Raw genomic sequence first — 24,724 nt, 5'->3', positions numbered from 1 at the left:
AGACCGGCGCGATGGCGCTCCTACGACCCGACGGTGGCCATCAGCGCCGAGAGCTCTCCCGTGAGGCGATCGCATTCGACCAGGAGTTGCTCTGATGCGGCCAGAACACCGCCCGAGGCCTGGTCCGTTTCAGCGGTGCTCTGGTCGACCTGAAGGATGTCGGTCGTCACATCTCGCGTACGGCCGGCAACGGACTGGATGTTCCGCGAAATCTCCTGCGTCACGAGATTCTGCTGTTCGACCGCCGAGATGATTGCCTCGGCTGCAGTCGAAATCTCCTCGATGGTGCGGCTGATCTCGCGAATCGCGTCAACCGACTCATCCGTGGCGCTCTGCATGACCAGGATCTGCGCCGATATCCGGTCGGTTGCCTGCGAGGTCTGGCTTGCCAGAGTCTTGACTTCGGCTGCGACGACGCTGAACCCCTTGCCTGCGTCTCCCGCACGGGCCGCCTCGATCGTCGCATTGAGGGCCAGCATGTTGGTCTGGTCGGCGATCGACGTAATGAGTCCGACGACCTCGCCGACCTCTCTTGCGGCATCCGACAGCCGCTGCATCCGCGTGTTCGTCACGTCGGCTTGACCGACGGCCGTCCCTGCAATCGAACGCGAGCGGCCGACGAGCCTTTCCACCTCACCGACCGACGCCGAGAGCTCTTCGGTCGCCGACGCGACGGAGCCGACATCGGCGGACGTTTCCTGCGACGAATTGGCGACACGGCCCGTCAGTTCCCGGGTCCTTGCAGCCGTCTGCGCCAGCAGGCTTGCCGAGGCCTGAAGCTGCGTCGCCGAGGAGGAAACATGGGCGACGATACCGCCGACCCTGGCGTTGAAGCCGGCTGCGAACTCACCGATCTGCTTGCGCCGAGCGACCTCCACCGCTTCCCGTTCCTGCTCGCGATTCGATGCCTCGAGATTGGCCCTCGCCGTGGCAGTCTCCTTGAATTGCTCGACCGCGGCCGCCATGGCGCCGATTTCGTCCTGCCGCGCGAGCCCCGGCAAAACAACATCGAAAGCACCGGAGGCAAGCTGCCGCATCGCGGCCGAGAGATGCACCATCGGACGCGTGATGCCGCGACCGAGGATGACGGCCAGGACGACACCGACGAGCACCGTTCCCAATGCCAGCGCCAGGGCTACCGCCTTCGTCCTCGCGATGAGGGCGGTCATTTCCCGTTCGCTTCTCTCTTGATCCGCCTTGACCGCTTCGACCAGCTTCCTCAAGGAGTCGGCGCTTTGACGGATGAGTCCATCGACCTCGATCAACAGACCATCGATGTCCGATTTGGCAGCAAGAGCGGTTTCCAGCACCTTTGCAAAAGCCGCGCTTTGCTCATTGGCCGCGGCCAGGCGGCGGTTCACCATGTTGCTCGTCGTCGTCAGCTCTCGCAGCGACGCAGCCAGGCTGCCGGCCGACGCCTTGACCTCGCTTGCGAGTGCGCCGTCATAGCGATTGAGGACGCGATCCGCCTTTTCAGACAGCACCGCCAATTTGGCGAGGGCGTCGCGGGCGCCGATCTGGATGCTTGAAATATCGGAGAGCGTGGCGGATTCGGCGAGTGCCTCGATCTTGGTGCGCAACGCCGCGGAAAGACGGGCGAAATCGTCCTTCGACGGTCTCAGGCGTTTCGCGGTCAGTTCGAGCACGCCGCCAAACGCGACGGTCATCTTGCCGAACTGATCCGACAGCGCCTTGAGGTCCGCGCGCCGATCGCCGCGTTGGGTCGTTTGCAGCGCCTTCTCGACCGCGGCGCCCAAGCTCGACTCTGCATCGCGCGCGAGAGCCGCATCATCATCCGCCGCGGTAAGCACGAATTTGGCGATCGCAAACTGGAAGCGCGTGCTGGCCTGGTCGATGCTCTCGACCTGGGACCAGTCCGATACCGCTTCCCGGTAGGTCGTGTAGCCGTCGAGCACGCGATCATACCCGACATATTCCACGGCCACGGCCCCCATGGCGATGGTCAGGACGCCGATAAAGCCGACGATCGTCTTGGTTTGAAAGGAACGCCAGAACGGAATCCGTCCAAGCTTATCCGCAGCCGTTGCCCCCACGTAAGCCCACCCGATTGCTGACGCGTATCCGCCGGCGCGACATGGGAGCAGTCGCGCCTTGCGCCGATCTCCCGACTCACGCTTGCACGCGCTTCCTCGCCCTCGGAGAGGAGGCGATAACCGTCTCCTGTCGTCAAATACCAATTCGGCGCGGGGAGATAACGTCATGTTAATTAACATGTTAGGCGGACGATTTGATCCCGCGCAATCCCGACCAGATGGTGAAGGCGATATCCTGCCAGTCGCCGCAACGAAGCACGACGATCGATGCCGTGCTGACCAGGCGCGATTGAAAGCCTATGAAGCACATCGTCCTTGCCCTTGCGCTTGCACTCGTCGTTACGGCGGCGCCGATCCCCGCTAAGGGCAAGCCGGGCGACATCAAGGGCACCACGCTCGATGCAACGCCCGACAATCTGGCCGCCACTTGGAGCAGGGCCCATCTCGTGCTGCCCGCAGCGCTGGCCGGGGGCCAGCGGTGGCAGGGCGTCGCGGCGGAGGCTCCCGCCGTTGCCGGCAAGGCGCCGCTCGTCATTCTGCTCCATGGATCGAGCGGCATCGCACCCGCCGTGAAGGAGTTTCAGGTCTGGCTGGCCGACACGTTCAACCTGGCTTCGATCGCACCCGACAGTTTTGCGATCGACGGGCGGCTGACCTACGACTCGCCGGTCTCGATCGACATTTACGAGCGCGTTCACGCGCTCCGGCTCGCGGAGCTCGAATACGCGCTCACGGCGTCGAATGCATGGGCGTGGGTGGATCGCACCCGCATCGTGCTCGCCGGAACCAGCGAGGGCGCCGTCGCGGTCAGCCGTTATGCCGGCACGCAAAGCGCCGCGCGGCTGATCTTTTCGTGGTCCTGCGAGGCCAATTATTTCGTCAATGGTCCGCGCCCGGGCTTCGGCGGTAAGGAGCCAGTGTTCAACGCCATCTCGGCGCGCGATCCCTATTTCTCGCCCCAAAATCCCTGGAACAAGGACTACGCCATCACCGGCAATTGCGCGGGCGCGCTGAAGGGCAATCCCAATGCTTCCGTGTTCGTCGTGGATGCCGACATCCACACCATCCTCAACAGAGCGGACGTGCACCAGGCAACATCGGACTTTCTCAGAAACGTCCTGAAGCCGTAAAGGGCGATCCCGGCCGCGGAGCGCAGGCTACTCGCGCCATGTCTCGTAGTCCTCGACCACGGCGGCTGCGGCTTTCCTGGCCGCATCATGCAGCCAGGTGCCGTCGCGCTTCTCGAGGTCCGCGGTGATCCTGTCCTGCGCGCCGGCGGTTGCGGCGTGAATTGCGCCGATGTCGAAGCCCATAGCTTCGAGCAGATCGGCCTTCAGTTCTCCTTCGGGGAGCTTTTCAAGGTCGATCTTGCGGGCGTCGGGGGCGATGCGCCGGATGACGAAGCTTGCGTTGAGCGCAAGATGCGGATCGGGCACGCGGTATTGCCCGCGCGCGAGGTCGAGAAAGCGCGGCTTGCCGGCCTTGTCATGCGCCCAGTCCCAGGCGGAAGGTACCAGCGCCTTGGCTTCGCGGACGACCTGGCCACCGCGCCATTCGGCGATCGCGACATAGCGGGGCCGGCCGAGCCCGCCGCCGCCTTTGACGCGCGTGGCGAAGCGGACGAAAGTCGCACCCGGCGGCAGGTTCTTGCGTAGCGCTGCGGCAACGGCCGGCGGCGGCGCCGGCTTCGCCGTTGGATAGTCCTCTACCTCGTCCCAGAATTCTTCGCGCTCCTTGTCGGTACAAGCCACATAGGAGCGCATCCAACTCGCCTGCTCGTCGAGAAGCGAAGGACGCGGGTGCCTGAGCCCCTTCCGATAGCCCTTGAGAATAGCCGCAGCAACTGCGGCGTTTCCGACTCTCGCCTTTGGCGCCAGGCGCGCACTGGTCACAAGCCGCACCAAATCGAACGGATAGGCGATGACCGCGGCCTCGTCGAAATCATTGACGCCCCAGACGAGCCGCCCCTCCCTATCGCGCCATGTCCCGAAGTTCTCGGTATGGGTATCGCCCACCGACAGCACGCGCGTAGCGCGCGCAAGCTCGGGACATAGCGACTCGATCTGTTTCGCCCAGCGGAAGAAGGTGGCGCGCAGGAAGACGAACGCATCCTTCTTCATGCGCTCGTGCTTGTGCTCGAGGTCTTTCCTGACCACGCTGCAATTCCGGCGCAGCCATTTTTCGAATGCGGCGTTGTCCTGCTTGAAGGTCATGTGCTTCAACCCTGCAATTTGATTGAGCCAATCGGACAGCGGCCGCGGCGCAGATCGACACAAACCGCGCCGTCCGGGCCAATACCGGGAAAATGGTATGAGCAAACACGGCGTGATGCAAACAGAGATTGTATCCGCGACGATCGAACGCTTTGCGTGAGCAGTTTACCGGCCGAACAACACAGCTAGTTCCTGCCGCGGTCCGATGGCGGACAGGTGCTGTCACGCAAGACCAGCGCGGCCGGAAGCTCGATATCCTTGCGCGCCGCCGTCCTCTCCGTCGTCATCAGCGCAATCAACTCGGCAGCGGCGCCGGCGCCGAGCTCGCGACGCGGCTGGACGATGGTGGTCAAGGTCGGCTCGCAATAATCGGCATAGGGAATGCCATCGAAGCCAACGACGGAGAGATCGCGCGGAACCCGCAGTCCTCCCGCGTGCACGGTCTTGATCAGGCCGATCGCCATCTCGTCATTGGCGGCAAACAGTGCGGTCGGACGCACTTCCGGCGCAAGCGCAAGCAGCGCCCGGCCGGCCTCGACACCGGTTCGGAAGGTGAAATCGCCGGACATCATCAGGCTGTCGACGGCAGCAATCCCGGCTTCTTTCAGGGCCTTCCTGTAGCCTTCGAGGCGTTGCCTTTCGAGGATCGTCGATTGCGGACCCGACAGATAGGCGATGCTTGTGTGTCCGAGTTCGATCAGATGCCGCACTGCCGCGCGTGCAGCACCGACATTGTCTATGCAAATCTGCGGAAAGGTCGCACCGGGAATATACTCGCAGGCAGCCACCAGCGGCACGTGCGCATCGTACAAGTCGCGGTCGCGACTTCGGATGACGTGACCGCACAGCAGCAGCACGCCGTCGGCCTGACCGGCGCAGACCAGGTCGACATAGCGGGCCTCCTTCTCGGGCGGACCGGCCAGATTGGCAATGACGAGACCGTAACCAGCAGCCGACAGCGTATCGTCGATTCCCTGCAATATCTCGGCGAAGAACGGGTTGGCGATGTCAGGCACCGCCACCAGCACCACCATGGTCTTGCGGACGCGCAGATTCCTGGCCGAGATGTTCGGCGTATAGGACGTGTCGCGTACCGCGGCGAGCACGCGGGTGCGGGTTTCCTCGCTCACGACCTCGGGCCGCGCCAGCGTCCGGCTCACGGTCGCGACCGACACACCGGCAAGGCGCGCAACATCCGCGATCTTTGCCGGCGGCCGGCGTGTCTCCTTGGGGCGCTTGGTCATTTGCTGATCCAGATCCTGGCGGCTTGAACGCGCTTGCAAAATCCTAGGGTTGTGATACGATCATATGTAATCGATTACATAAGCCTGTAAAGGGATAATTCGCCCCGCAGATGGGCATACACGGGAGGGAAGTCATGAAGCGCATATTGTTCGCTGCGGTGGCCGTTGCCACCACGGCGCTTGCCTCGTTACCCGCCAACGCCCAGGAGATGAAGGCGGAGGTGATCCACTGGTGGACCTCCGGCGGCGAGGCGGCCGCCGTGAAAGTGTTTGCCGACCAGTTCACCAAGGCGGGCGGCACCTGGATCGATAGCGCGGTCGCTGGTGCTGCGAATGCACGAAACGCCGCGATTACCCGCACCGTCTCCGGCAATCCGCCGACCGCCATGCAGCTCAACACCGGCAAGCAGTTCGACGAATTGGTGGAGGGCGATCTGCTCGCCGATATCGATGCGATCGCAACCGAAGGCAACTGGAAAGGCGTGATGCCCGCCGCGATCATTGCCGCGGCAACCCGCAAGGGCAAGATGTATGCGGTGCCGATCAACATCCACGGTCAAAACTGGCTCTGGTACAACAAGGCCGTGCTCGCCTCCGTCGGAGCCGACGAGCCGAAGACCTGGAATGACGCGCTCGCCATTCTCGACAAGCTCAAGGCTGAGGGCAAGGTGATCCCGCTGGCCTTCTCGGGCCAGAAGAACTGGGAGCAAAATCTGTTCAACGCGGTCATGATCGGCGTCGGCGGCGCGCAGATGTGGACCGGCATCCTCGGCAAGCGCGACGTGGCGCTGGCGCAGAGCGCCGAGTTCAAGGCGGTCGCCGTCACCTACAAGAAGCTCAAGGACTATGTCGATGCCGGCGCGCCCGGCCGCAACTGGAATGACGCGACCAACATGGTCATCCAGGGCAAGGCCGGAATGCAGATCATGGGCGACTGGGCCAAAGGCGAGTTCGTCGCCGCCGGCAAGGTCCCCGAGAAGGACTATGGCTGCACCGTACTGTCCAATGGCAGCGGCGGTTACGTGATGGGCGGCGACGTGTTCGTCTTCCCGAAGGCGAAGGACCCGGCCACCACGAAGGCGCAAATGACCCTGGCGAGATTGATGCTGACGCCGGAGACCCAGATCCAGTTCGCGCTGAGGAAGGGCTCGATCCCGGTACGTAACGATGTCGACACGTCCGCACTGGACGCTTGCGCCCAGAAGGGCATGCGCTATGTCGCAGACAAGGCCCAGCAAATGCCGTCCGGCGACATGCTGGCGCCGCCCGCGCTGATCGGCGCGCTGCAGGATGCCATCTCGCAATATTGGAACACCAGTATGAGCGCCGATGAATTCTCGGCCAAGGTTGCTGCGGTGCTGAAATCCGCGGAGTGATGCATCGAAAAGGCGGCCGAGGAATTGTCGGCCGCCTTTCCTGACCCCCTATCCCTCTCCTCAGTCCGGCGACACGATGCGTCTTTCGCTGACCTCTCGACTTTCCGTGATCTCGGCGCTGCTGCCGGCGCTGATGGTGATGCTGGTCGTCTATATCGGCGCCACGAGCTGGACGGCGTGGATGTCGCTGACCAATTCGCGGATGCTGCCGAACAACAACTTCGTGGGCTTTCGGCAGTATGAACTGCTGCTCACCAACGATCGCTGGCTCACCTCGGTCCACAATGTCATCATCTACGGCGTGCTGTTCGTCTCGCTGGCGCTGCTGATCGGGTTCCTGCTGGCGGTCGCGATCGACCAACGGGTGCGGGCCGAGGACACCATTCGCTCGATCTACCTCTATCCCTATGCGATGTCCTTCGTGGTCACGGGGCTGGTGTGGCAGTGGCTTCTGAACCCGACGCTCGGCATTCAGCATGTGCTGCGGAGCTGGGGATTTGCGGGCGCGACCTTCGACTGGATCGTGCGGCCGGAGACCGCGATCTACTGCCTGGTCATCGCGGGCGTCTGGCAGGCCTCTGGCCTGGTGATGGCGATCATGCTGGCAGGCCTTCGCGGCGTGGACGATGAAATCTGGAAGGCGGCGAGGGTCGACGGCCTGCCGAAATGGCGGGTCTACATCTCCATTGTCATCCCGATGATGGGCGCGAGCTTCGCAACCGCCGCGGTGCTGCTCTCGACGGCTGTCGTGCGCCTCTACGACCTGTCGGTCTCGATGACCAATGGCGGCCCCGGCATCGCCTCCGAAGTGCCCGCCAAATTCGTCATGGACCATCTGTTCGAGCGGGCCAATATCGGGCTCGCAACCGCGGCCGCCACCACCATGCTGATCACCGTGATCGCGGTGGTCGCACCCTATCTTTATTGGCGTGCGCGCAAGGGAGAGGTGCGATGAGCGCGACCGCTCTCAGCTCCGGCCGGCCGAGACGCATCAGCCCAGCGCGCTGGGGCCTCTATGCGTTCATCCTGATCACCGCACTGTATTTTCTGCTGCCGCTCTACGTCATGATCGTCACGTCGCTGAAGCCGATGGCCGAGATCCGGCAGGGCAATCTGCTCGCCCTGCCCGCCTCGCCGAGCCTCGCGGCTTGGGTCAAGGCCTGGACTTCGGCCTGCACCGGGCTCACCTGCGAGGGCATCAGGATCGGCTTCTTCAATTCGCTGCGGATACTGGTGCCATCGGTGGTGATCTCGATCCTGGTCGGATCGTTGACCGGCTACGCGCTATCGCTATGGCGCGTGCGTGGAGCAAACATTCTGTTCGGCGCGATGATGGTCGTCGCCTTCATCCCCTATCAAGTGTTCATCTATCCGCTGGTGCGGGTGTTCTCCTTTACCGGGCTCGGCCAGTCGCTTGCCACCATCGTGACCATTCACACGATCTTTGGGCTTCCGACCATGACGCTGCTGTTCCGCAACTATTTCACCTCACTCCCGGTCGAACTGTTCAAGGCCGCCCGCATCGATGGCGCCGGCTTCTACCAGATCTATGCCCGCATCATGATGCCGATGGCGACGCCGATGATCGTCGTCGCGGTGATCCTGCAAACCACCGGCATCTGGAATGATTTCATCCTCGGGCTGGTGTTCGCCGGCCGCGACAATCTGCCGATGACCGTGCAGCTCAACAACATCGTCAACTCGACGCAAGGCGAGCGCGCCTACAATGTCGACATGGCGGCCACGCTTCTCACCGCGCTGTTGCCGCTGGTGGTCTATTTCGGCTCCGGCCGCTGGTTCGTTCGCGGCATCGCCGCAGGCGCTGTGAAGGGCTGAGGCGACATGCAACGCTCCAACGTCGATATCACGAACCTTCAGATAGGCTTTGGCGGACTGAAGGTTCTGGAGAATCTCAACCTTCATGTCGACGCCTCCGAATTCCTCGTCCTGCTCGGCCCCTCCGGTTGCGGAAAGTCGACGCTTCTGAACGCCATCGCCGGACTGATCGACGTCAAGGGCGGCGAGATTCGGATCGGCGACCGCGACGTGACCTGGGCCGAGCCGAAGGATCGCGGCATCGCCATGGTGTTCCAGAGCTACGCGCTCTATCCACGCATGAGTGTGCGCAAGAATCTGTCCTTCGGACTGAAAGTCGCCCGCACGCCCCAGGACGAGATCGACAGCCGCGTCGGCGAGGCCGCAAAGATGCTGCGGCTGACCGAGCTGCTCGACCGTCGTCCGTCCGAACTGTCAGGCGGGCAGCGCCAGCGCGTCGCGATCGGCCGCGCGCTGGTACGTCATGCCGGCGTCTATCTGTTCGACGAGCCGCTCTCCAATCTCGACGCCCAGTTGCGTGCCGAACTCAGGGTCGAGATCAAGCGCCTACATGCGCGGCTGGGCGCGACCATGATCTACGTGACCCACGACCAGATCGAGGCGCTCACCCTTGCCGACCGTATCGCCGTCATGCAGGGCGGCGTCATCCAGCAACTCGATACGCCGAAAAAGATCTATCGCGAGCCGGCCAACCGCTTCGTCGCCTCCTTCGTCGGTTCGCCCGCGATGAACTTCATTCGTGGCCGGATCGCCCGTGATGGCGGTCTGGCGTTCATCGCCGGAGATGCCCGGTTCGACCTGAACGGCTATGCATTCCGCACGCCGCCGTCAGATGCACCGGCCGTCCTCGGCATCCGCCCTGAACATATCGAGGTCATCGGCTCCGATCATCCGTCCGCTGTGCCGGCGCGTGTCGAGATGGTGGAACCGATGGGCGCCGACGCGCTGATCTGGTGTCGCCTTGCCGACGGGACGGCGTTCTCCTTCCGCAGCGATGCCGATGCGCAGGCGCGCGCGGGTGACACCCTCGCCTTGCGGTTTCCAGCCGAAGCTTTCTCCCTGTTCGATGACCAGAGCGGACAGCGTCTTTAACTCCGTACCCACCTCGCACGAGAATCCAGCATGACCACGCCGATAGATCGACTGTCCTTCCAACTCTATTCCGCCCGTACGATCGAACCGCTCGAGGCGCAGTTCGAGCTGCTCGCCGGCCTCGGCTACAAGATGGTCGAGCCTTGGGGCGCGCTGTTCAACGATACCGATACGCTGAAACGACTACTCGAACGCTACGGCATGACCGCGCCGAGCGCTCATGTCGGTCTCGACCGGTTGCGCGCGGATGCGGCGGGCACCACCAAGCTCTGCAAGGGCTTGGGTATCGATACGATCTTTGCACCGGCGCCACCGCCTGGCGAACGCGAGGGTGGCGAGAAGGAGTGGCGCGGCATCGGGCGCGAGCTTGCCGCGATCGGCAAGGCGGTGACCGGCGAAGGGCTGCGCTTCGGCTGGCACAATCACCACTGGGAATATGGCCGCGGCGCGAGCGGCGGGACCTATCTCGAATGCCTGTTCGAGGAAGCACCCGAACTGGTCTGGGAGGCGGACCTCGCCTGGATCGTGCGCGGCAACGGCGACCCCGTCGCTGAAATCAAAAAGCACGCCAAGCGCCTGGTCGCCTGCCACATCAAGGACCTCGCGCCAGCGGGACAATGCGCGGACGAGGACGGCTGGGCCGATCCCGGCCACGGCACCATGGACTGGTCGGCGCTGCGGGCCGCGATGAAACAGGCGAACGTGTCGCTGTTCGTCGCCGAACATGACAAGCCGAACGACGTCGCTCGCTTCGCGAGCCGGGCGCGCGAGACAGTGGCCGCCTGGACTTGAAGGGCTTGGACTAGAAGGGCTTGGAGCTGAAGGAATGAGTGACATGAGCAAGCTCGGCGTCGGCGTCGTTGGATGCGGGAACATCTCGACGATTTACCTGCGGAACATGCCGAACTTCCGCGATCTCAAACTGATCGCCTGCGCCGACCTGCGCCCTGAGGTCGCACGCGACCAGGCCGGACAATTCGGCATCGAGGCCTTGACGATCGACGCGCTGCTGGCGCGTCCCGACATCCAGATCGTCGTCAATCTCACGACACCCAACGCACATTTCGCCGTGAGCCACGCCGCGCTGACCGCCGGCAAGCATGTATTCGGCGAGAAGCCGATCACGGTAGAGGCCGCCGATGCCGCAGCACTGGTCGGCGAAGCGACGCGGCGCGGTCTCAAGCTCGGTTGCGCACCCGACACGTTCCTCGGTGGTGGCGGACGGACCGCACGCGAGATCATCGACGCGGGTCGGATCGGCAAGGTGCTCTACGGTACCTGCTTTCTGATGTCGCACGGGATGGAGCACTGGCACCCCGACCCCACCTTCTTCTTCAAGCCGGGCGGCGGACCGATCCTCGACATGGGACCCTATTACCTTGCGGCCCTGATCAATCTCCTGGGACCCGTGACGCACGTGCAGGGACGCGCGAGTTCCGGCTTCGCCACGCGGCTTGTCTCCGCGAAGGGACCGATGAACGGCAAGTCGATCACGGTGGAGACGCCGACGACCGTGATGGCGCTTCTTCACTTCGAAACCGGCGCTGACATCGTCTTCACGATGAGCTGGGATGTGTGGAAGCACGGGCATGCACCGATCGAACTGTACGGCACCGAGGGGTCGCTGCGCGTGCCGGATCCGAACTTTTTCGGCGGCGCGGTGCAATACACCGAGAGGGGTGGCGACTGGATTTCGGTCGCGGCCGACGACCGTCCGTTCGGCAAGCCCAATTGGCGCTCGCCGAACTGGGCCGATCACATGCCGAGCCAGGCCAATTATCGCTGCCTCGGCATCGCCGAACTCGCAAGCGCGGTGTTGCACGGCACGCCGCACCGCGCCTCCGGAGCGCTGGCGAGCCATGCGCTCGAGGTGATGCACGCCACGCTGAAGGCCGGTGTCGAGGGCGGCGAAATCGCCGTACATTCGCGCGTCGATCGGCCGGCAGCAATGTCCGAGGCCGATGCGATGGCACTGTGGGCGGCGGAGACGTTCTGAAGCACGGCCAACGTCGCGACTTCGCCGTACCGTCCGAAGCCGCCGCGTGAAACTAGGCGAGAAGGAAGCATTCGATGAAGATGATCAAGGGACCGGCGATTTTCCTCGCGCAGTTCGCATCCGACACGGCACCGTTCAATTCCTTCGATACGATCTGCAAATGGGCCGCCTCTCTCGGCTACAAGGGCGTCCAGATACCGAGCTGGGATGGACGGCTGTTCGACCTCAAGAAGGCGGCGGAGTCGCAGGATTACGCCGACGAGGTTAAGGGTGTCGCCATCGGTCACGGCCTGGCAATAACGGAGCTTTCGACCCACCTCCAGGGCCAGCTCGTCGCCGTTCATCCCGCTTATGATGCCGTGTTCGACGGCTTCGCCGCCCCGCAAGTGCGAGGCAATCCGAAAGCGCGCACCGAGTGGGCCGTTGACCAGGTCAAGTGCGCCATTCGCGCCTCAAAGCGCCTTGGACTCACGGCGCACGCGACCTTCTCGGGCGCGCTCGCCTGGCCCTATATCTATCCGTGGCCGCAACGCCCACCCGGCCTCGTCGAAGAGGCCTTCGACGAACTCGCCAGGCGTTGGCGGCCGATCCTCGACGAGGCGGACGAGCACGGCGTCGATCTTGCCTATGAGATTCACCCCGGCGAAGACCTCCACGACGGCGTCTCCTACGAGATGTTCCTCGAGAGGGTGAACAACCATCGGCGAGCGAACCTGCTCTACGACCCCTCGCACTTCGTGTTGCAGCAGCTCGACTATCTCGACTACATCGACATCTACCACGATCGCATCAAGGCCTTCCACGTCAAGGACGCCGAGTTCAACCCGACCGGCCGACAAGGTGTTTATGGCGGATTCCAGGGCTGGGTGAATCGGGCCGGCCGCTTCCGCTCGCCGGGTGACGGGCAGATCGATTTCGGCGCCATATTCTCGAAGCTGACGCAGTATGACTATGACAGCTGGGCGGTGCTCGAATGGGAATGCGCGTTGAAGCATCCCGAGGACGGTGCGCGCGAGGGCGCCGAGTTCATCAGGAACCATATCATCCGCGTCACCGAAAAGGCCTTCGACGATTTCGCCGGCGCCGGCACCGACGTCAAGATGAACCGCAAGATGCTGGGCATCTCCTGAGCGAGGCAATACATGGCAATCGAAGCAGGCAACGAGACCGGAGGTCACCGCCGTATCCGGCTCGGCATGGTCGGCGGCGGTCAGGGGGCGTTCATCGGTGCGGTCCACCGCATCGCAGCCCGGATCGATGACCAGTTCGAGCTCGTCGCCGGTGCGCTTGCTTCGGAGCCTGCCCGCGCCAAGGCTTCGGCAAAGGAGCTCGGAATCGCTGCGGACCGCGCCTATGGCAGCTACGACGAGATGGCAAGAGCGGAAGCCGCCCGCGCCGACGGCATTGAGGCGGTCTCGATCGTCACCCCCAATCACATGCATGGCCCGGTGGCAAAGGCCTTCCTCGAAGCCGGCATTCACGTGATCTGTGACAAGCCGCTGACGACGACTGTCGCTGAAGCCGAGGAACTGGCGGCACTCGTCAAAAAGACCGGCAAGGTCTTCGTGGTCACGCATAATTATGCGGGCTATCCGATGATCCGTCAGGCCCGCGCCATGGTGGCAAACGGCGATCTCGGCGCGATCCGGCTGGTCCAGGCCGAATATCTACAGGACTGGCTGACGGAGCGGCTGGAGGCATCCGGCCAAAAGCAGGCGGCATGGCGTACCGATCCGGCCCGGTCCGGCGCCGGTGGCTGCATCGGCGACATCGGGACCCATGCCTATCATCTCGCCTGCTTCGTCAGCGGGCTCGAACTCGACGAGCTGCTCGCTCAGCTCTCGACTTTCGTGACGGGTCGACTGCTCGACGACGACGTCCAGATCCTTCTGAGATGGAAGGGCGGCGCCAAGGGCATGCTCTGGGCGAGCCAGGTCGCGGTTGGCAATGAGAATGGATTGAAGCTGCGCGTCCACGGCACCAAGGGCGGCCTCGAATGGGCTCAGTCCGATCCAAACTATCTCTGGTACACGCCCTACGGCCAGCCGAAGCAACTGCTGACCCGCGGCGGCGCCGGCGCCTTGCCGGAAGCTGGCCGCGTCACCCGCGTCCCATCAGGTCACCCCGAAGGCTACCTCGAAGGTTTTGCAACGATCTATGCCGAAGCAGCACGCGCGATTCGCGCCGCCCTAGCCGGCGCCAAGCCGGATCCAGCGGTGATCTATCCGACGGTGAATGATGGGCTCGCCGGCATGAAGTTCATCGACGCCGCGGTGAAATCATCCTCAGCCAACGGCGTTTGGGTTCGGATCGAATGATGAGCTGCGGAGGTTGCCGAATTCTTCGATCAGCGTGCCCCGAAAAAACTGGCGATCCCGGCATGACTCGAACATGCGACCTACGGTTTAGGAAACCGTCGCTCTATCCGGCTGAGCTACGGGACCGCGGAACCCGCGCGTGAGCGGGTTGCTGGTGCCGTTCATATCAAAGCGGGCGGCGGATCGGAAGCCCCTTCCACCTCTGCGGCATCGCCGTTTTCGCTGCCGGCCGGGATTGCCTGCCAAGAGCTAATGCGGATCGCGCCTTCTTCGACCTTTCGGCTCAACGCCACGAGGGGTGATGCGGACGACCTCGGCAATCAGCGACTCCGGATCGGCCTCGGATATCGGTTCCTCGGGTGTGAAGCCGTCCCGATTGACGAAACGGGTGAACCCGATGAAAACGGCATCTGCCGGCCTTACATCCTTCATCTCCTCGATGATTTGATTTTCCGCCCGCTTCACGTGCTTGAAATCCTGGATATCGCCCTGACGGAAGCTGATATTGACCGTCGTCGACAATGGCTGCACGTCTTCGCCGTCGAGTGTCAAAGTGATGGGAATGCGAAAGACGACCTTGCCGCTAACTTTTCCTGGCTTTGCATCCCTTAGCGGCAGATCAATATCGAACGGCGCGATCGTCGATTCCTTGGCGAAGATAAAGTCATTGATGAGAACGCCCGCACCGGGAGGCACATGCGGGATTCTAAAGAGCGCCCTCGCGATATGTTTCGTCCTTCCCTGGTCTGTGATCAGACGGATGTCACGGGCCTCTGCAAAGGAGTCGAGCTTGCGAACGAGCTTATGCTGATAATGGGTGTCCGAGATTTCAAGATGCACGAAGACATTCTTAATGCTCGCTTGAATTGCCGACTGGACGGCAAATTCGATCGGGATCGCGAACACCGTCTTGCCGTCGAACGGAAGAACGACGTAGAAATCCCGGATAACTTCCTCGCCATAGACGGCAAGAGACAACCGGTGAGATTGTAGTGACAAGGGTGGGCGAACCGTACGCTTCCCTTCCACGGACTTGAGCAGATCGGAGAGACGCCCGATTATGCTAAGATAGACGAGACCATGCCGGTTCGCGGGTTTGCAAATAGAAACATGATCCGCATCAACCGGAATCAACTCCGTCTCAGCGACGCCGGGATCGGCGGAAAGCTTATCCACGATCAAAGCTGATCGCTTAGTTCTGTGCATCTCATAGAACGGCACGGTCCTAATCCCGAGTTGCGGCGCCAACTTGCGGTAGGTGGCGTTGAGCTGATCCAGCTCGCTGTCTCCCGAGCGAAGCAGGTTAACGTGCTTCGAGCTTAGCCTCGGAAGACAGAATGTCAGCGCCGAAGCGACACTGGACCCCGTGTGAGGCGTAGCAAGAAAGACGATCAAACGTATGTTCTCAGCGATCTTTCGCCATCTGGCGTCGACGGACTCCGAGCCCGTCTTCAAAAGCTGCTTCACGAGAAGCCCGCCTAGGCTGTGAGCTACAAATGCTAGAGGCCGATCTCCGAAGCTGTAGGACGCAAGATATTCGAGTGTTGCCTTCGCGCGCTCATACAGAGACATTTCGCGCATAGTCCACTTCTCGAACAGGCTTGCCGGATAGCCCAGTGCGTAAACATTCACATCTGGCAGATCCTCAGACACCCATTTTGGCCAGTAGTCGCCGCTCGACTCCCCGGACCTGGGCGACATCCATGTCTGCGTCAGATCCCCCGTCAATCCGTGAATGAAGATGAGGTCGAGAACACCCGAACTCGGACCAACCTTTGCCAGCACAAAATCGTCGATCAAGGCCAAATCGCTTTCGACCAGGAGGAGCCGAGACGAGAATACTCAACCTTTATTGAGTGTACCCCCCATCGAGGGCCTGGCAATGATTATTCAACGCAATAGACAGCGAGCCCGATTTCCATCTCGGTGACGAGCCCATCTTCACATGGCCGGCCAAAACGCCGCTCACGCCCTGATATTGTTCTCGCGCACGACCTGGCCCCAATAGGCGACCTGCTTGTCGAAGAAGGTCTTGAAGGGGGCGGCGTCTTCGAGCAGTAGCGTCATTTGCTGGGTCTCCTTGAGCTGGGCCGCGATCGCGGGCTCGCTCAGGATGTCCTTCACCGACTTCGCCATGGCGGAGGTGATGTCCGCCGGCGTGCCTGCGGGCGCAAAGATGCCCCACCAGGCCAGCGTCTCGAAATCGGGGAAGCCGGCTTCGATCGCGGTCTGCGTGTCCGGAAGGTTCGGCAGCCGCTCGCGGCCCAATTGCAGGATCGGGCGCAGCAAGCCAGTGCCGAGTTGCGCCGCAACCAGCGCCGCCGAGCCCGCGATGAGATCGACATGGCCGCCGAGGACGTCGTTCATGGCGGGACCGCCGCCGCGATAGGGCACGTGCATGATCTCGACGCCGGCCTTCTTGCCGAGCACGGTCATGGCGAGATGGCCGAGCGTGCCGATGCCGACGGACGCGTATTTCACCGCGCCCGGGCTCTGCCTGCAGGCCGCAATCACGTCGGCAAAATTCTTGTAGGGCCGGCTGGCATTCGCCGCGATCACATAGGGCGCGGTGCCGACGAGGAAGACCGGCACCAGCTCGCGCTCGACATCGACCGGCGGCTTGTCGAGGATGGTCGGGATCACCGCATGGGAATCGAAGGTCACCAGGAACGAGGTGCCGTCCGCCGGACTCTTGGCGACCTGCGCCGCGCCAAGCGCACCGGCAGCGCCCGCCTTGTTCTCGACGATCACGACGCGGCCGAGCTTGCTCTGCAAGTTCGTCTGGATTAGCCGCGCCAGCGCGTCGGTCGAGCCACCCGGCGGGAATGGCACCACCAGCGTGATCTTCGATGCCTGTGCGAAGGCCGGCCCAATCGCCAGCACGGCCGGCGCGGCCAGCAGGGTTCGTCGCGTGATCGCCATGTCGTCCCTCCCCTTGATTGCTGCCTGTTGTTTTTGTCGTGCAGCGATTTAAGTCGTACCGAAGCCAGAGCCCGCCTTCTTGTATTCAGGCCGTGGCGGACTGAAAATGTCGAGCACGCGCGCACCCTCAGGACCTGCGCGCATCGTGTGCGGCACGTTGCCGGGCGTGCGCCAGAAATCGCCTTTCTTCACCGGGATCTCCTCGCTGCCCTGGACGCGGATCGCCGAACCCTCGAGCAGCACGCCCCATTGCTCCTCGGGATGATGATGCAGCGTGCCTTCCGCATGCGGCGCCAGCGTCACCACCGAGAGCATCGCCTGCTCGCCGGAGAAGATGCGCGTCGTGAGCCCGGGCGCGAGATCGCGGAACAGGCCATCACTGGGATTATCGAGATTGTGGAATTCGTCCTTCTGGCTCAACGCGCCCTCCCCTGATCACGATTTTCCATACGAGCCCTGATAGCGACCCTCGCGGATCGCCTTCAGCGTCTCCTCCTCGCGCGCGACCTGCGCACGTACCGCCTCTAACAGCCCTGCGGCAATGCTTTGCGGGAACGACACCACGCCATCCTCATCGCCCACGATGATGTCGCCGGGCGCGATCACGCAACCGCCGACCGAGACCGGCACGTTGATCTCGCCGGGCCCGCTCTTGTAAGGCCCGCGATGGATCGCCGCGCGCGCATAGACGGGAAAGTCGGATGCCGCGAGCGCGCCGGCATCGCGGATCGCGCCGTCAATGACGTAGCCCGCCGCGCCCCGGTAGAGCGCGATATTGGTCATGATCTCGCCGACCAGCGCGCGGGACTCGTCGCCGCCGCCATCGACGACGATGACGTCGTCGGGCCCGACCATCTCCAGCGCCTTGTGGATCGCGAGATTGTCACCAGGGCGCGTACGCACCGTGAAGGCAACGCCAAGCAGCGGCCCGCCGCGGTGGAACGGGCGCAAGCCCACGCAACCGGGCAGCCGCGCGAGATTGTCCGAAATGACCGAGGTTGGCGCGCCCTTGAAGCCCTCGAGCAGATCCTTGCGCGGCTTTGCGACGCTCGTGGCCGCGATGGTGATGGTCATGCTGGCTCTTCCCCCAGGGTTAAACGTTCACCGATCCGCAGTGCAGCTCGGCAAGTCAAAAAGTGCAGCGAGCCCGCATTTCGAGGTCAGCATCTTGTCGGCGTCGTGTCCGACTCCGGCGACATCCCACACCTTGTGATTGGGCGTGCCCTTGTCGCGCTTGGCCATGGCTTCGGCGTAGGCGTGGCCGCGCGCGTATCGATAGGGGCCTTGCGCCTTCGCCATGCAGCTCTTGTCGAGCGCGGGATGCTCCGGATTGGTGTCGAGCGTGCCGAGCAGATAGATCACCTCGCGCTCGACATAGCGCGCTTCGAGCGCGGCCGGCGTGGCGTCGGCGAGATAGGGCGGCCGCTCGTCCATGCCGTATTTCCAGTTGTTGTAGCCGGGGCAGGAGGCGGCGACCGCGGCCTCCGGCCGCTCCTTGCTGAAATAGGCGTAGGACGACGGGTTGGAGACGACGTAGCGAACGTCGATATGCTGGCGTGTCAGCATCGCCTCGCCGCGGCCGGCGATGGCGTAGCGTTGCGCGACCTGGCCGCCGCCAGAATGGCCGGCGACCACGACCTGCTTGAGGTTCGGGAAGATGCGGCGGTCGGAGAGTTTTGCCAGGACCGCATCGAGCGCCTCGAACGACGACACGGGATTGGGCGCGAGCGCGGTATCGCCGCCTTCCCATCCTTCGAGCGACCAGCGCAATGTCTCGGCCGGCAGCTTGTGCGCCTCGATGTCGATCTCCGCGAGAAACTGCGGCACGATCATCAGCGTCGCCTTGCCCTCATCGCCTGCGGCAAATTGTGCCGTCGTGGCCGACTGATAATAGACGTCGGCGTTCCGCAGGCGGCCATGCAGCACGATCACCGCGCGCGAGATCGCAGGCAGCGGCAGCGTCCAGTCGCTGGACAGGTAAAGCGGCAGAATTCCCTGGCTGCCGACCGCAAGGCGCGCATCCGCTATCACTTTCACGGGCTTGCGGTTGGGCGCGTCCTCATCGGCAGCGTGCGCGTGGCAGGACAACAGTACCAGCGCGATTCCTGCGAGATATGCCGGCCACCTCATTCCCAAAAATCCCCGCCGCTTCGAGCCTTTCCAAACTCTATGCGCATCATGGCGGTTGCGGCTGTGACCTTGCGGCCACGTCAAGCAAAAAATGTCAGCACTGCAGCCACGAAAAAGACGGGTTCCATGGGTGACAAGTTGCCGGGAAACAGGCAAAAATTTGCCTGATTCAGTTCCAGTTGAGTTCCATATCATTTGCATCTGGTGAATGTCGTCCGTGATCGCATCGCGTAGCACTGCGTTGGCTGTTGGCTTGGTGGCAGGATTCGTCCTGCTGCCCGTGCACGCCCATGCGCAATGGTGGAAGCGCGCGCCGGTCGATTTCGAGGACTGCGCCGATCGCGCCGAGAAATCCGCGACCAAGGCGGAGACGACCGCCGCGCTCGCCGAATGCAACGCAAAATATGCCGGCCGTCGCAAGCCCGGTGGCGGCTACACCTATTACGACTTCCTGCAGGACCGCACCTTCGACATCGCCGGCCCCAATCCGACGCCGGAGGAGCAGAAGAAGATCGACGAATCCTACACCTCCTATCTCGGCAACCAGCGCCGCAGCCATCTGGCGGCCGAAGCCGCCGCCAAGCAGCAGCAACAGCAGGAACAGATCCAGCAGGTCGCGCTGCGCAGCACGGAGACGGAGCGCGTGCCGGTGCCGGTCGAACGGCCAAGGCAGCAGCAATTACAGCAGCAGCCCGCCGCAAGCACCGACGTACGCCCGCGGCCGAAGAATTGCGCAAAGGGCTCGTTCTCCTGCGAATGGCCGCGGCTGTCTGAAGGGCTGAACGATTTGAAGAAGCTGTTCACGACGCCGTCGGGCAAGAAGAAGAGCTGAGGCACGCTGCCGTAGGGTGGGTTAGCCGAAGGCGTAACCCACCACGTCTGTCTCCGCGGAGAGTAAAGAGGTGGGTTACGCCCAGCGAACTGCGCTTCGCGCAGTCGCAAGGCTAACCCACCCTACGGCACCGATCGATCGGCACGCGCAACGCTTCAGCTTGCAGGCTTCTTCTTCGACTTCCGCACCGTGGTCGGCGGATTGACCGGCGCAGGTGAGCTGGTCGTTGCCGAGCGGCTCTCCTGCAGCCGCCTGTCGTAGCCGGGCGACGGCGTCACAGTCGGCGGCGCGGCGAGCACCAACGCAGGCGCGCTCACGAGCGCCACCACCAAGATCGACGCGATCAGGCAAACCTTCATCGCAAATCTCCTCGTCACTCACCGCCCCTGATCTCTTGCGGCGTCAGCTTCGGCGGGCCTTTGCCCGCCTCCTCAGCCTCTCTGATCAGCGCAACAATGCGGCGCGACAGCGGCACGCTGACACCGTGCTTCTCCGCGAGCGCGATGATCGCGCCCTGGAGATAGTCGATCTCGGTCTTGCGGCCCTGCTTCAAATCCTGCCACATCGAGGAGCGTGCCTCTGGATCGATCTTCATCGTGCGCCCCAGAATGGCGTTGAAGATCGGATCGGGCAGCCTGAGCAGGAATGGCGTCCAGGCCGGCGGGATCGGCGTCGACGACACCGGCTTGATGCCGGCCGCTGTCATCACGGCCAGGCCCTCGGCCATCTGGTCGGCGAACAATCTTCGCCATTCGCGGCTCGCGAGCTGCGCGCGCAACGGCATATCCGAGAGCGCGCTGAGCGCATTGTTCAGATTAATGAGCAGCTTGCCATGCTGCACGCCGACCATGTTCTGGCTCGCGCGCATCGCCAGGCTCGGCACCGAGAGCTGCGCCGCCGTGCCCTTGGCATCCGCCTCGATAGTGATGTCGCCGGACGTCGAGCGGTGAAAGCGTCCCTCGCCCATCGCAATCACGTTGAACGGCACCATGCCCGCCAGCACCGTCCGGCCCGGCAGGCGCTCGCGCAGCACGCCGACATTGCCGATGCCGTTTTGCAAGGAAACGATCACGGCATCCTGCGGCGCATGCTTTGCGATGAGGTCGGCGACCTCAGCGGTGTCGGCGCTTTTCACGGTGACCAGCACCGCGCCAACACTGTGAAAAATTGAGGCATCTTCCGACATCGCAAGCTGTCCGGCGGAGAGACGCTGCTCGGAGCCGTCGAAATCGGTCAGCCGGAGCCCGAACCGCTCGATCTCGGTCTTCAGCCGCGGCCGCACCAGCAGCGCCACGCGATACCCGCGCGCCGCCAGCATGCCGCCGACGAAACAGCCGATGGCGCCCGCGCCGGCCACCGCGATCGGTCGATCCGTCACCACCTGTCGTGCTCCCGAAAGATCCTGCTGCATGGCTCTGGCTGCATCGATAGCAAAGGTCGTGCCTGCTGCCCATCGTCCGGTTGCGCCGCGTCTGCCTTGTAACCGTCATGGGAGCCCCATATGTTTTCGCCCGGGGCATGTTCAGCGGCAGGAGAGCACCATGGGTCTACTCGACGTCCTCAACGGCATGCAGAACGGCCCGCGCGGGCCGAGCACACCGAGCCCGAAAGGTTCTGGCGAATCCGGCGGCATGTCGCCGATGACCATGGCGCTGCTCGGCCTGCTCGCCTGGAAAGCCTTCAAGCATCTGACCGCCGGTCAGCCTGGTGCCGCACCGCAGCCGCGCTCGCCGCTGCCGCCGCCGACACCGGCGAATGCGGGCGGCGGAACTGTCGCGGCTGGCGGCCAGGACGGCGGTGGCCTTAGCGATATTCTCAAGGGCGGTCTCGGCGGCCTGCTCGCAGGCGGCGCGGCCGGCAGCGTGCTCTCCGGCGGCCTCGGCGATCTCCTCAACCAGTTGCAGCAGGGCGGACATGGTGACACCGCCAGCACCTGGGTGGGCAAGGGCGAGAACAAGGCGATCTCGCCCGGCGATCTCGCCAGCGCGCTCGGTGCCGACCAGATCCAGAGCCTGTCGGCGCAGAGCGGCCTCTCGCGCGACGAGTTGCTTTCCGGTCTCAGCCAGTATCTGCCGCAGGTGATCGATCATCTGACGCCGGACGGACGGCTGCCGACCGAGAACGAACTCTCGGGCCGGATCTGATCAGAGCAAGGGGAGCACGGACATGGGCGGAATCATCTGGGTCATCATCGTCGGCTTCATCGCCGGCCTCATCGCGCGCTGGCTGATGCCGGGACCGAAAAATCCGCAAGGCTTCATCCTCACCACCGTCCTCGGCATCGCCGGCGCATTCCTCGCGACCTGGGTCGGCCAGGCCATCGGCCATTACAGCCTGGACCAGGGCGCCGGCTTCATCACCGCCACCATCGGCGCGGTGGTGGTGCTGTTCATCTGGCACCGGCTGGTGGCGAGTGGGGTGATCAAGGGGTGACCCTCGTCGTCCCGGACAAGCGAGCGTAGCGAGCGCTGATCCGGGACCATAACCCCAGGGAGTAGTTTGGCGAAGACTCGTAGTCACCAGTCTCGCGCCGCAACTCCTCCCTGGGGTTACGGGTCCCGGCCCCCGTGCGCAATTGCGCACTAGGCCGGGACGACACCTGCTTTGCCGCACCGACGACGCGCTCACGTCACCAGATGCAGCCCCGCATCCATGCGCACGATCTCGCCCGTCATGTTGCTGGACGCGGGCGTCGCCAGGAAGCAGACGAGCTGCGCGATGTCATCAGCGCTTGAGGCAACCCTGAGCGGCACCTTCGCCACCACGCCATCGCGCACCTGCTTGGCCCCGTCCTCGCCGCGCCCCTTGGTGAACCATGGCGTATCGATATAGCCGGGGCACACCGTGTTGACGCGGATCAGCGGCGCGAGCGCGCGCGCCAGCGACAGCGTGATGGTGTTGAGCGCGCCCTTGCTCGCCGCATACGCAATCGACGAGCCGACGCCGCTGATGCCGGCAACCGACGACACGTTGACGACGGCCGACGGACGGCCCGAAGCTTTCGCGCCCGCTTCCAAAAGGCTGCGCGCCGCGCGCACCATCTGGAACGGACCGATGGTGTTGACGCCATAGAGCCGCTGGAAATCTTCCGACGAAAGCCCGTCGAGATTGGCGTGTGCGACATGCTTGGTGGTGCCGGCATTGTTGACGAGCACGTCGAGCCGGCCCCAGGCGGCGGCCGCCGCGACGATCCTGCGGCAATCCTCGTCCTTCGAGACGTCGCCCTGCGCGATCAGCACCTCTGCCGCGCCCGCCTTGCGACAGGCTTCTGCGGTCGCCTCCGCCTCGTTCTTGCTCGACGAATAGTTGATGACGAGCCGCGCGCCACCCTTGCTGAGAATCTCTGCGGTCGCTGCTCCAAGACCGGATGCGGACCCCGTCACGATTGCGCACAAGCCGTCCTTAGCCATCCGGATTTCCTCTCTTGTTTTCAAGTTGCAGGCGCCTGTTTAGCGAGTTTGGCGAGCCCTGCAAATCGACCATACTCCGCTAAGCGGAATTAGTCCTGTCCCATGCCGCCGCCGCAGATGGGCTTGCGAACAGCGCTTGTCAGGACCATGGCTTTTTCCGATCATCGGGCGCAAGAAGAGACCGCGCCTCTGTCCGCAAGACGGACGCGCCAATGGCAAAATACGGGGAACGCTGTGGCGGAGAGTGACAACATCATCGTCGAGACCGCGGAGAAAATCTTCGCCGATCTCGCCGATCCGCAAACCATCAATCACGACAAGAAGGACGCCTGGAAAGCGCCACTGTGGCAGGCGCTGAGCGATGCCGGCCTGCCCCTCTCATGGGTACCGGAAGATTGCGGCGGTTCGGGCGCGGACCTCGCCGACGGCTTTGCGCTGCTGAACGCCGCCGGCCGCTTCGCGGTCGCGGTTCCCCTGGCCGAAACCATGCTTGCGGGCTGGCTGCTCGCGCAAGCCAAGATTTCCTCGCCCGGCGGCGAGATGACGGTGCTGCCGGCGAGCCCGAAGGACAAGATCACGCTGAACGCCGACGGCTCGCTCTCCGGTCGTGCGCGCAGTGTGCCTTTCGGCAAGGCCGCAAAGCATTTTGCGGTGCTGGCCCACGGCAGCGGCGGCGTGTCGATCGCGCTGGTCGACGCAAGCAAGGCACGCATCGAGGGCGGCCTCAATGTCGGCTACGACAACAGCGATATCGTGACGCTGGACAAGGCTCACGCCATCACGATCAAGCCGGCGCCAAAAGGCTTCGACCAGGCGCAACTGATGCTGATGGGTGGCGTCGCCCGCAGCCTGCAGATCGCCGGCGCGCTGGAATCGATGCTCGACATCACCGTACGCTACTCCAACGAGCGCGTCGCCTTCGAGAAGAAGATCTCGAAATTCCAGGCCGTGCAGCACAACCTCGCACGCCTTGCCGGCGAATCCGCCGCAGCGCTTGCGGCTGCGACATCAGCGGCCGACGCGATCGCGAACGCCTCCGCCTTCAACGACGAAGTGTTCCTCGAAGCAGCCTCGGCAAAGATCCGCTGCGCCGAAGCGGCCGAGAAGGGCGGCGCCATCGCCCACCAGGTGCATGGCGCCATCGGCTTCACCAGCGAGCACATTCTGCACCGCTACTCGCTGCGCGCGCTCGCCTGGCGCGACGATTTTGGCTCCGAGAGCCATTGGGCCGTCGAGCTCGGCAGACTGGTCGCAAATCGCGGCGCCGACGAATTGTGGCCGCTGGTCGCTTCGCGCTGAGA

Annotated in this window: 24 protein-coding genes and 1 tRNA gene; 13 read left to right on the top strand and 12 right to left on the bottom strand. The window is 63.7% G+C overall.

The genetic code is table 11. The features are described from left to right. Positions 1–20: 20 nt before the first annotated feature. Complete coding sequence (locus C2U70_RS00755; protein ID WP_186293979.1) at positions 21–2,222, bottom strand: methyl-accepting chemotaxis protein; 2,202 nt, start codon at positions 2,220–2,222, stop codon at positions 21–23. A 131-nt stretch (positions 2,223–2,353) separates the two neighbouring features. Between C2U70_RS00755 and C2U70_RS00750 the strand changes: the two genes are divergently transcribed. After that, positions 2,354–3,184: a hypothetical protein gene (locus tag C2U70_RS00750; RefSeq protein ID WP_140975949.1), complete on the top strand. Its 831-nt coding sequence runs from the start codon at positions 2,354–2,356 to the stop codon at positions 3,182–3,184. 27 nt (positions 3,185–3,211) lie between these two features. On the opposite strand, the gene C2U70_RS00745 is transcribed toward C2U70_RS00750, so the two are convergent. Both C2U70_RS00745 and C2U70_RS00740 read right to left on the bottom strand, forming a co-directional pair. Continuing rightward, the gene (locus C2U70_RS00745; protein ID WP_140975948.1) at positions 3,212–4,267 is read right to left on the bottom strand and encodes a DUF2252 family protein; all 1,056 of its coding nucleotides are present in this window, start codon (positions 4,265–4,267) and stop codon (positions 3,212–3,214) included. A 185-nt stretch (positions 4,268–4,452) separates the two neighbouring features. After that, complete coding sequence (locus tag C2U70_RS00740) at positions 4,453–5,511, bottom strand: LacI family DNA-binding transcriptional regulator (protein ID WP_140975947.1); 1,059 nt, start codon at positions 5,509–5,511, stop codon at positions 4,453–4,455. 134 nt (positions 5,512–5,645) lie between these two features. Here C2U70_RS00740 and C2U70_RS00735 point away from each other — a divergent pair, with 134 nt between their 5' ends. The 8 genes from C2U70_RS00735 to C2U70_RS00700 all read left to right on the top strand — a co-directional run bounded on the left by C2U70_RS00735 (position 5,646) and on the right by C2U70_RS00700 (position 14,129). Continuing rightward, entirely contained in the window at positions 5,646–6,887 is a 1,242-nt protein-coding gene (locus C2U70_RS00735; RefSeq protein WP_140975946.1) for an ABC transporter substrate-binding protein, read from the top strand. A gap of 76 nt (positions 6,888–6,963) precedes the next feature. Next, positions 6,964–7,842 carry a carbohydrate ABC transporter permease gene (locus tag C2U70_RS00730; protein WP_140975945.1) on the top strand — a complete coding sequence of 293 codons (879 nt, stop codon included), beginning with the start codon at positions 6,964–6,966 and terminating at the stop codon, positions 7,840–7,842. Then, positions 7,839–8,723 (top strand): carbohydrate ABC transporter permease, encoded by an 885-nt coding sequence (locus tag C2U70_RS00725; RefSeq protein ID WP_140975944.1) that lies wholly within the window; start codon positions 7,839–7,841, stop codon positions 8,721–8,723. The genes C2U70_RS00730 and C2U70_RS00725 overlap by 4 nt, the downstream gene beginning before the upstream one ends. Before the next feature lie 6 nt (positions 8,724–8,729). Continuing rightward, the gene (locus C2U70_RS00720) at positions 8,730–9,815 is read left to right on the top strand and encodes an ABC transporter ATP-binding protein (protein WP_140975943.1); all 1,086 of its coding nucleotides are present in this window, start codon (positions 8,730–8,732) and stop codon (positions 9,813–9,815) included. A 30-nt stretch (positions 9,816–9,845) separates the two neighbouring features. Next, complete coding sequence (locus C2U70_RS00715) at positions 9,846–10,607, top strand: sugar phosphate isomerase/epimerase family protein (protein WP_140975942.1); 762 nt, start codon at positions 9,846–9,848, stop codon at positions 10,605–10,607. Positions 10,608–10,641: 34 nt separating this feature from the next. Continuing rightward, the gene (locus C2U70_RS00710) at positions 10,642–11,811 is read left to right on the top strand and encodes a Gfo/Idh/MocA family protein (RefSeq protein ID WP_246666627.1); all 1,170 of its coding nucleotides are present in this window, start codon (positions 10,642–10,644) and stop codon (positions 11,809–11,811) included. Between the two features lie 74 nt (positions 11,812–11,885). Continuing rightward, complete coding sequence (locus tag C2U70_RS00705; RefSeq protein WP_140975941.1) at positions 11,886–12,941, top strand: sugar phosphate isomerase/epimerase family protein; 1,056 nt, start codon at positions 11,886–11,888, stop codon at positions 12,939–12,941. 12 nt (positions 12,942–12,953) lie between these two features. Next, positions 12,954–14,129 carry a Gfo/Idh/MocA family protein gene (locus tag C2U70_RS00700; RefSeq protein WP_140975940.1) on the top strand — a complete coding sequence of 392 codons (1,176 nt, stop codon included), beginning with the start codon at positions 12,954–12,956 and terminating at the stop codon, positions 14,127–14,129. Between the two features lie 49 nt (positions 14,130–14,178). Here C2U70_RS00700 and C2U70_RS00695 read toward each other — a convergent pair. The 6 genes from C2U70_RS00695 to C2U70_RS00670 all read right to left on the bottom strand — a co-directional run bounded on the left by C2U70_RS00695 (position 14,179) and on the right by C2U70_RS00670 (position 19,181). Next, positions 14,179–14,255: transfer RNA gene (locus C2U70_RS00695), tRNA-Arg, on the bottom strand. A 123-nt stretch (positions 14,256–14,378) separates the two neighbouring features. Continuing rightward, positions 14,379–15,929, bottom strand: coding sequence for an esterase/lipase family protein (locus C2U70_RS00690; RefSeq protein WP_140975939.1), 1,551 nt, complete (start codon positions 15,927–15,929; stop codon positions 14,379–14,381). Between the two features lie 165 nt (positions 15,930–16,094). Then, positions 16,095–17,051 (bottom strand): tripartite tricarboxylate transporter substrate-binding protein, encoded by a 957-nt coding sequence (locus tag C2U70_RS00685; protein ID WP_140975938.1) that lies wholly within the window; start codon positions 17,049–17,051, stop codon positions 16,095–16,097. Between the two features lie 48 nt (positions 17,052–17,099). Next, positions 17,100–17,471: a cupin domain-containing protein gene (locus C2U70_RS00680; RefSeq protein WP_140975937.1), complete on the bottom strand. Its 372-nt coding sequence runs from the start codon at positions 17,469–17,471 to the stop codon at positions 17,100–17,102. A gap of 15 nt (positions 17,472–17,486) precedes the next feature. Next, a complete protein-coding gene (locus tag C2U70_RS00675; RefSeq protein WP_140975936.1) occupies positions 17,487–18,125 on the bottom strand; it encodes an RraA family protein in 639 nt (212 codons plus the stop codon). Between the two features lie 27 nt (positions 18,126–18,152). Next, positions 18,153–19,181: an alpha/beta hydrolase gene (locus C2U70_RS00670; protein ID WP_140975935.1), complete on the bottom strand. Its 1,029-nt coding sequence runs from the start codon at positions 19,179–19,181 to the stop codon at positions 18,153–18,155. Between the two features lie 208 nt (positions 19,182–19,389). On the opposite strand from C2U70_RS00670, the gene C2U70_RS00665 reads away from it, so the two are divergent. Then, complete coding sequence (locus C2U70_RS00665) at positions 19,390–20,013, top strand: hypothetical protein (protein WP_140975934.1); 624 nt, start codon at positions 19,390–19,392, stop codon at positions 20,011–20,013. Between the two features lie 155 nt (positions 20,014–20,168). Here the strand turns inward: C2U70_RS00665 and C2U70_RS00660 are convergent, their stop codons facing one another. Both C2U70_RS00660 and C2U70_RS00655 read right to left on the bottom strand, forming a co-directional pair. Further along, entirely contained in the window at positions 20,169–20,372 is a 204-nt protein-coding gene (locus C2U70_RS00660; protein ID WP_140975933.1) for a hypothetical protein, read from the bottom strand. 14 nt (positions 20,373–20,386) lie between these two features. After that, positions 20,387–21,394: a 2-dehydropantoate 2-reductase gene (locus C2U70_RS00655; protein WP_140975932.1), complete on the bottom strand. Its 1,008-nt coding sequence runs from the start codon at positions 21,392–21,394 to the stop codon at positions 20,387–20,389. 160 nt (positions 21,395–21,554) lie between these two features. Here C2U70_RS00655 and C2U70_RS00650 point away from each other — a divergent pair, with 160 nt between their 5' ends. Continuing rightward, the gene (locus C2U70_RS00650) at positions 21,555–22,157 is read left to right on the top strand and encodes a YidB family protein (protein ID WP_140975931.1); all 603 of its coding nucleotides are present in this window, start codon (positions 21,555–21,557) and stop codon (positions 22,155–22,157) included. A gap of 22 nt (positions 22,158–22,179) precedes the next feature. Then, positions 22,180–22,446 (top strand): GlsB/YeaQ/YmgE family stress response membrane protein, encoded by a 267-nt coding sequence (locus C2U70_RS00645; protein WP_140975930.1) that lies wholly within the window; start codon positions 22,180–22,182, stop codon positions 22,444–22,446. Between the two features lie 191 nt (positions 22,447–22,637). Here the strand turns inward: C2U70_RS00645 and C2U70_RS00640 are convergent, their stop codons facing one another. After that, complete coding sequence (locus C2U70_RS00640; protein WP_140975929.1) at positions 22,638–23,423, bottom strand: SDR family NAD(P)-dependent oxidoreductase; 786 nt, start codon at positions 23,421–23,423, stop codon at positions 22,638–22,640. Positions 23,424–23,657: 234 nt separating this feature from the next. On the opposite strand from C2U70_RS00640, the gene C2U70_RS00635 reads away from it, so the two are divergent. After that, positions 23,658–24,722: an acyl-CoA dehydrogenase family protein gene (locus C2U70_RS00635; protein ID WP_140975928.1), complete on the top strand. Its 1,065-nt coding sequence runs from the start codon at positions 23,658–23,660 to the stop codon at positions 24,720–24,722. Positions 24,723–24,724: the final 2 nt, after the last annotated feature.

Source organism: Bradyrhizobium guangdongense, from assembly GCF_006483445.1.
GTDB classification, from domain to species: Bacteria; Pseudomonadota; Alphaproteobacteria; order Rhizobiales; family Xanthobacteraceae; genus Bradyrhizobium; species Bradyrhizobium guangdongense_A.
The sequence above is the reverse complement of the archived record's forward strand: the minus strand, read 5'-3'. Positions and strand labels throughout refer to the sequence as shown.

What these genes read in the sequence shown, in the direction of transcription:
- C2U70_RS00755 (WP_186293979.1), bottom strand. Translation starts at nt 2,222, where the DNA reads ATGACGTTATCTCCCCGCGCCGAATTGGTATTTGACGACAGGAGACGG.
- C2U70_RS00750 (WP_140975949.1), top strand. Translation starts at nt 2,354, where the DNA reads ATGAAGCACATCGTCCTTGCCCTTGCGCTTGCACTCGTCGTTACGGCG.
- C2U70_RS00745 (WP_140975948.1), bottom strand. Translation starts at nt 4,267, where the DNA reads ATGACCTTCAAGCAGGACAACGCCGCATTCGAAAAATGGCTGCGCCGG.
- C2U70_RS00740 (WP_140975947.1), bottom strand. Translation starts at nt 5,511, where the DNA reads ATGACCAAGCGCCCCAAGGAGACACGCCGGCCGCCGGCAAAGATCGCG.
- C2U70_RS00735 (WP_140975946.1), top strand. Translation starts at nt 5,646, where the DNA reads ATGAAGCGCATATTGTTCGCTGCGGTGGCCGTTGCCACCACGGCGCTT.
- C2U70_RS00730 (WP_140975945.1), top strand. Translation starts at nt 6,964, where the DNA reads ATGCGTCTTTCGCTGACCTCTCGACTTTCCGTGATCTCGGCGCTGCTG.
- C2U70_RS00725 (WP_140975944.1), top strand. Translation starts at nt 7,839, where the DNA reads ATGAGCGCGACCGCTCTCAGCTCCGGCCGGCCGAGACGCATCAGCCCA.
- C2U70_RS00720 (WP_140975943.1), top strand. Translation starts at nt 8,730, where the DNA reads ATGCAACGCTCCAACGTCGATATCACGAACCTTCAGATAGGCTTTGGC.
- C2U70_RS00715 (WP_140975942.1), top strand. Translation starts at nt 9,846, where the DNA reads ATGACCACGCCGATAGATCGACTGTCCTTCCAACTCTATTCCGCCCGT.
- C2U70_RS00710 (WP_246666627.1), top strand. Translation starts at nt 10,642, where the DNA reads ATGAGTGACATGAGCAAGCTCGGCGTCGGCGTCGTTGGATGCGGGAAC.
- C2U70_RS00705 (WP_140975941.1), top strand. Translation starts at nt 11,886, where the DNA reads ATGAAGATGATCAAGGGACCGGCGATTTTCCTCGCGCAGTTCGCATCC.
- C2U70_RS00700 (WP_140975940.1), top strand. Translation starts at nt 12,954, where the DNA reads ATGGCAATCGAAGCAGGCAACGAGACCGGAGGTCACCGCCGTATCCGG.
- C2U70_RS00685 (WP_140975938.1), bottom strand. Translation starts at nt 17,051, where the DNA reads ATGGCGATCACGCGACGAACCCTGCTGGCCGCGCCGGCCGTGCTGGCG.
- C2U70_RS00675 (WP_140975936.1), bottom strand. Translation starts at nt 18,125, where the DNA reads ATGACCATCACCATCGCGGCCACGAGCGTCGCAAAGCCGCGCAAGGAT.
- C2U70_RS00670 (WP_140975935.1), bottom strand. Translation starts at nt 19,181, where the DNA reads ATGAGGTGGCCGGCATATCTCGCAGGAATCGCGCTGGTACTGTTGTCC.
- C2U70_RS00665 (WP_140975934.1), top strand. Translation starts at nt 19,390, where the DNA reads ATGTCGTCCGTGATCGCATCGCGTAGCACTGCGTTGGCTGTTGGCTTG.
- C2U70_RS00660 (WP_140975933.1), bottom strand. Translation starts at nt 20,372, where the DNA reads ATGAAGGTTTGCCTGATCGCGTCGATCTTGGTGGTGGCGCTCGTGAGC.
- C2U70_RS00650 (WP_140975931.1), top strand. Translation starts at nt 21,555, where the DNA reads ATGGGTCTACTCGACGTCCTCAACGGCATGCAGAACGGCCCGCGCGGG.
- C2U70_RS00645 (WP_140975930.1), top strand. Translation starts at nt 22,180, where the DNA reads ATGGGCGGAATCATCTGGGTCATCATCGTCGGCTTCATCGCCGGCCTC.
- C2U70_RS00640 (WP_140975929.1), bottom strand. Translation starts at nt 23,423, where the DNA reads ATGGCTAAGGACGGCTTGTGCGCAATCGTGACGGGGTCCGCATCCGGT.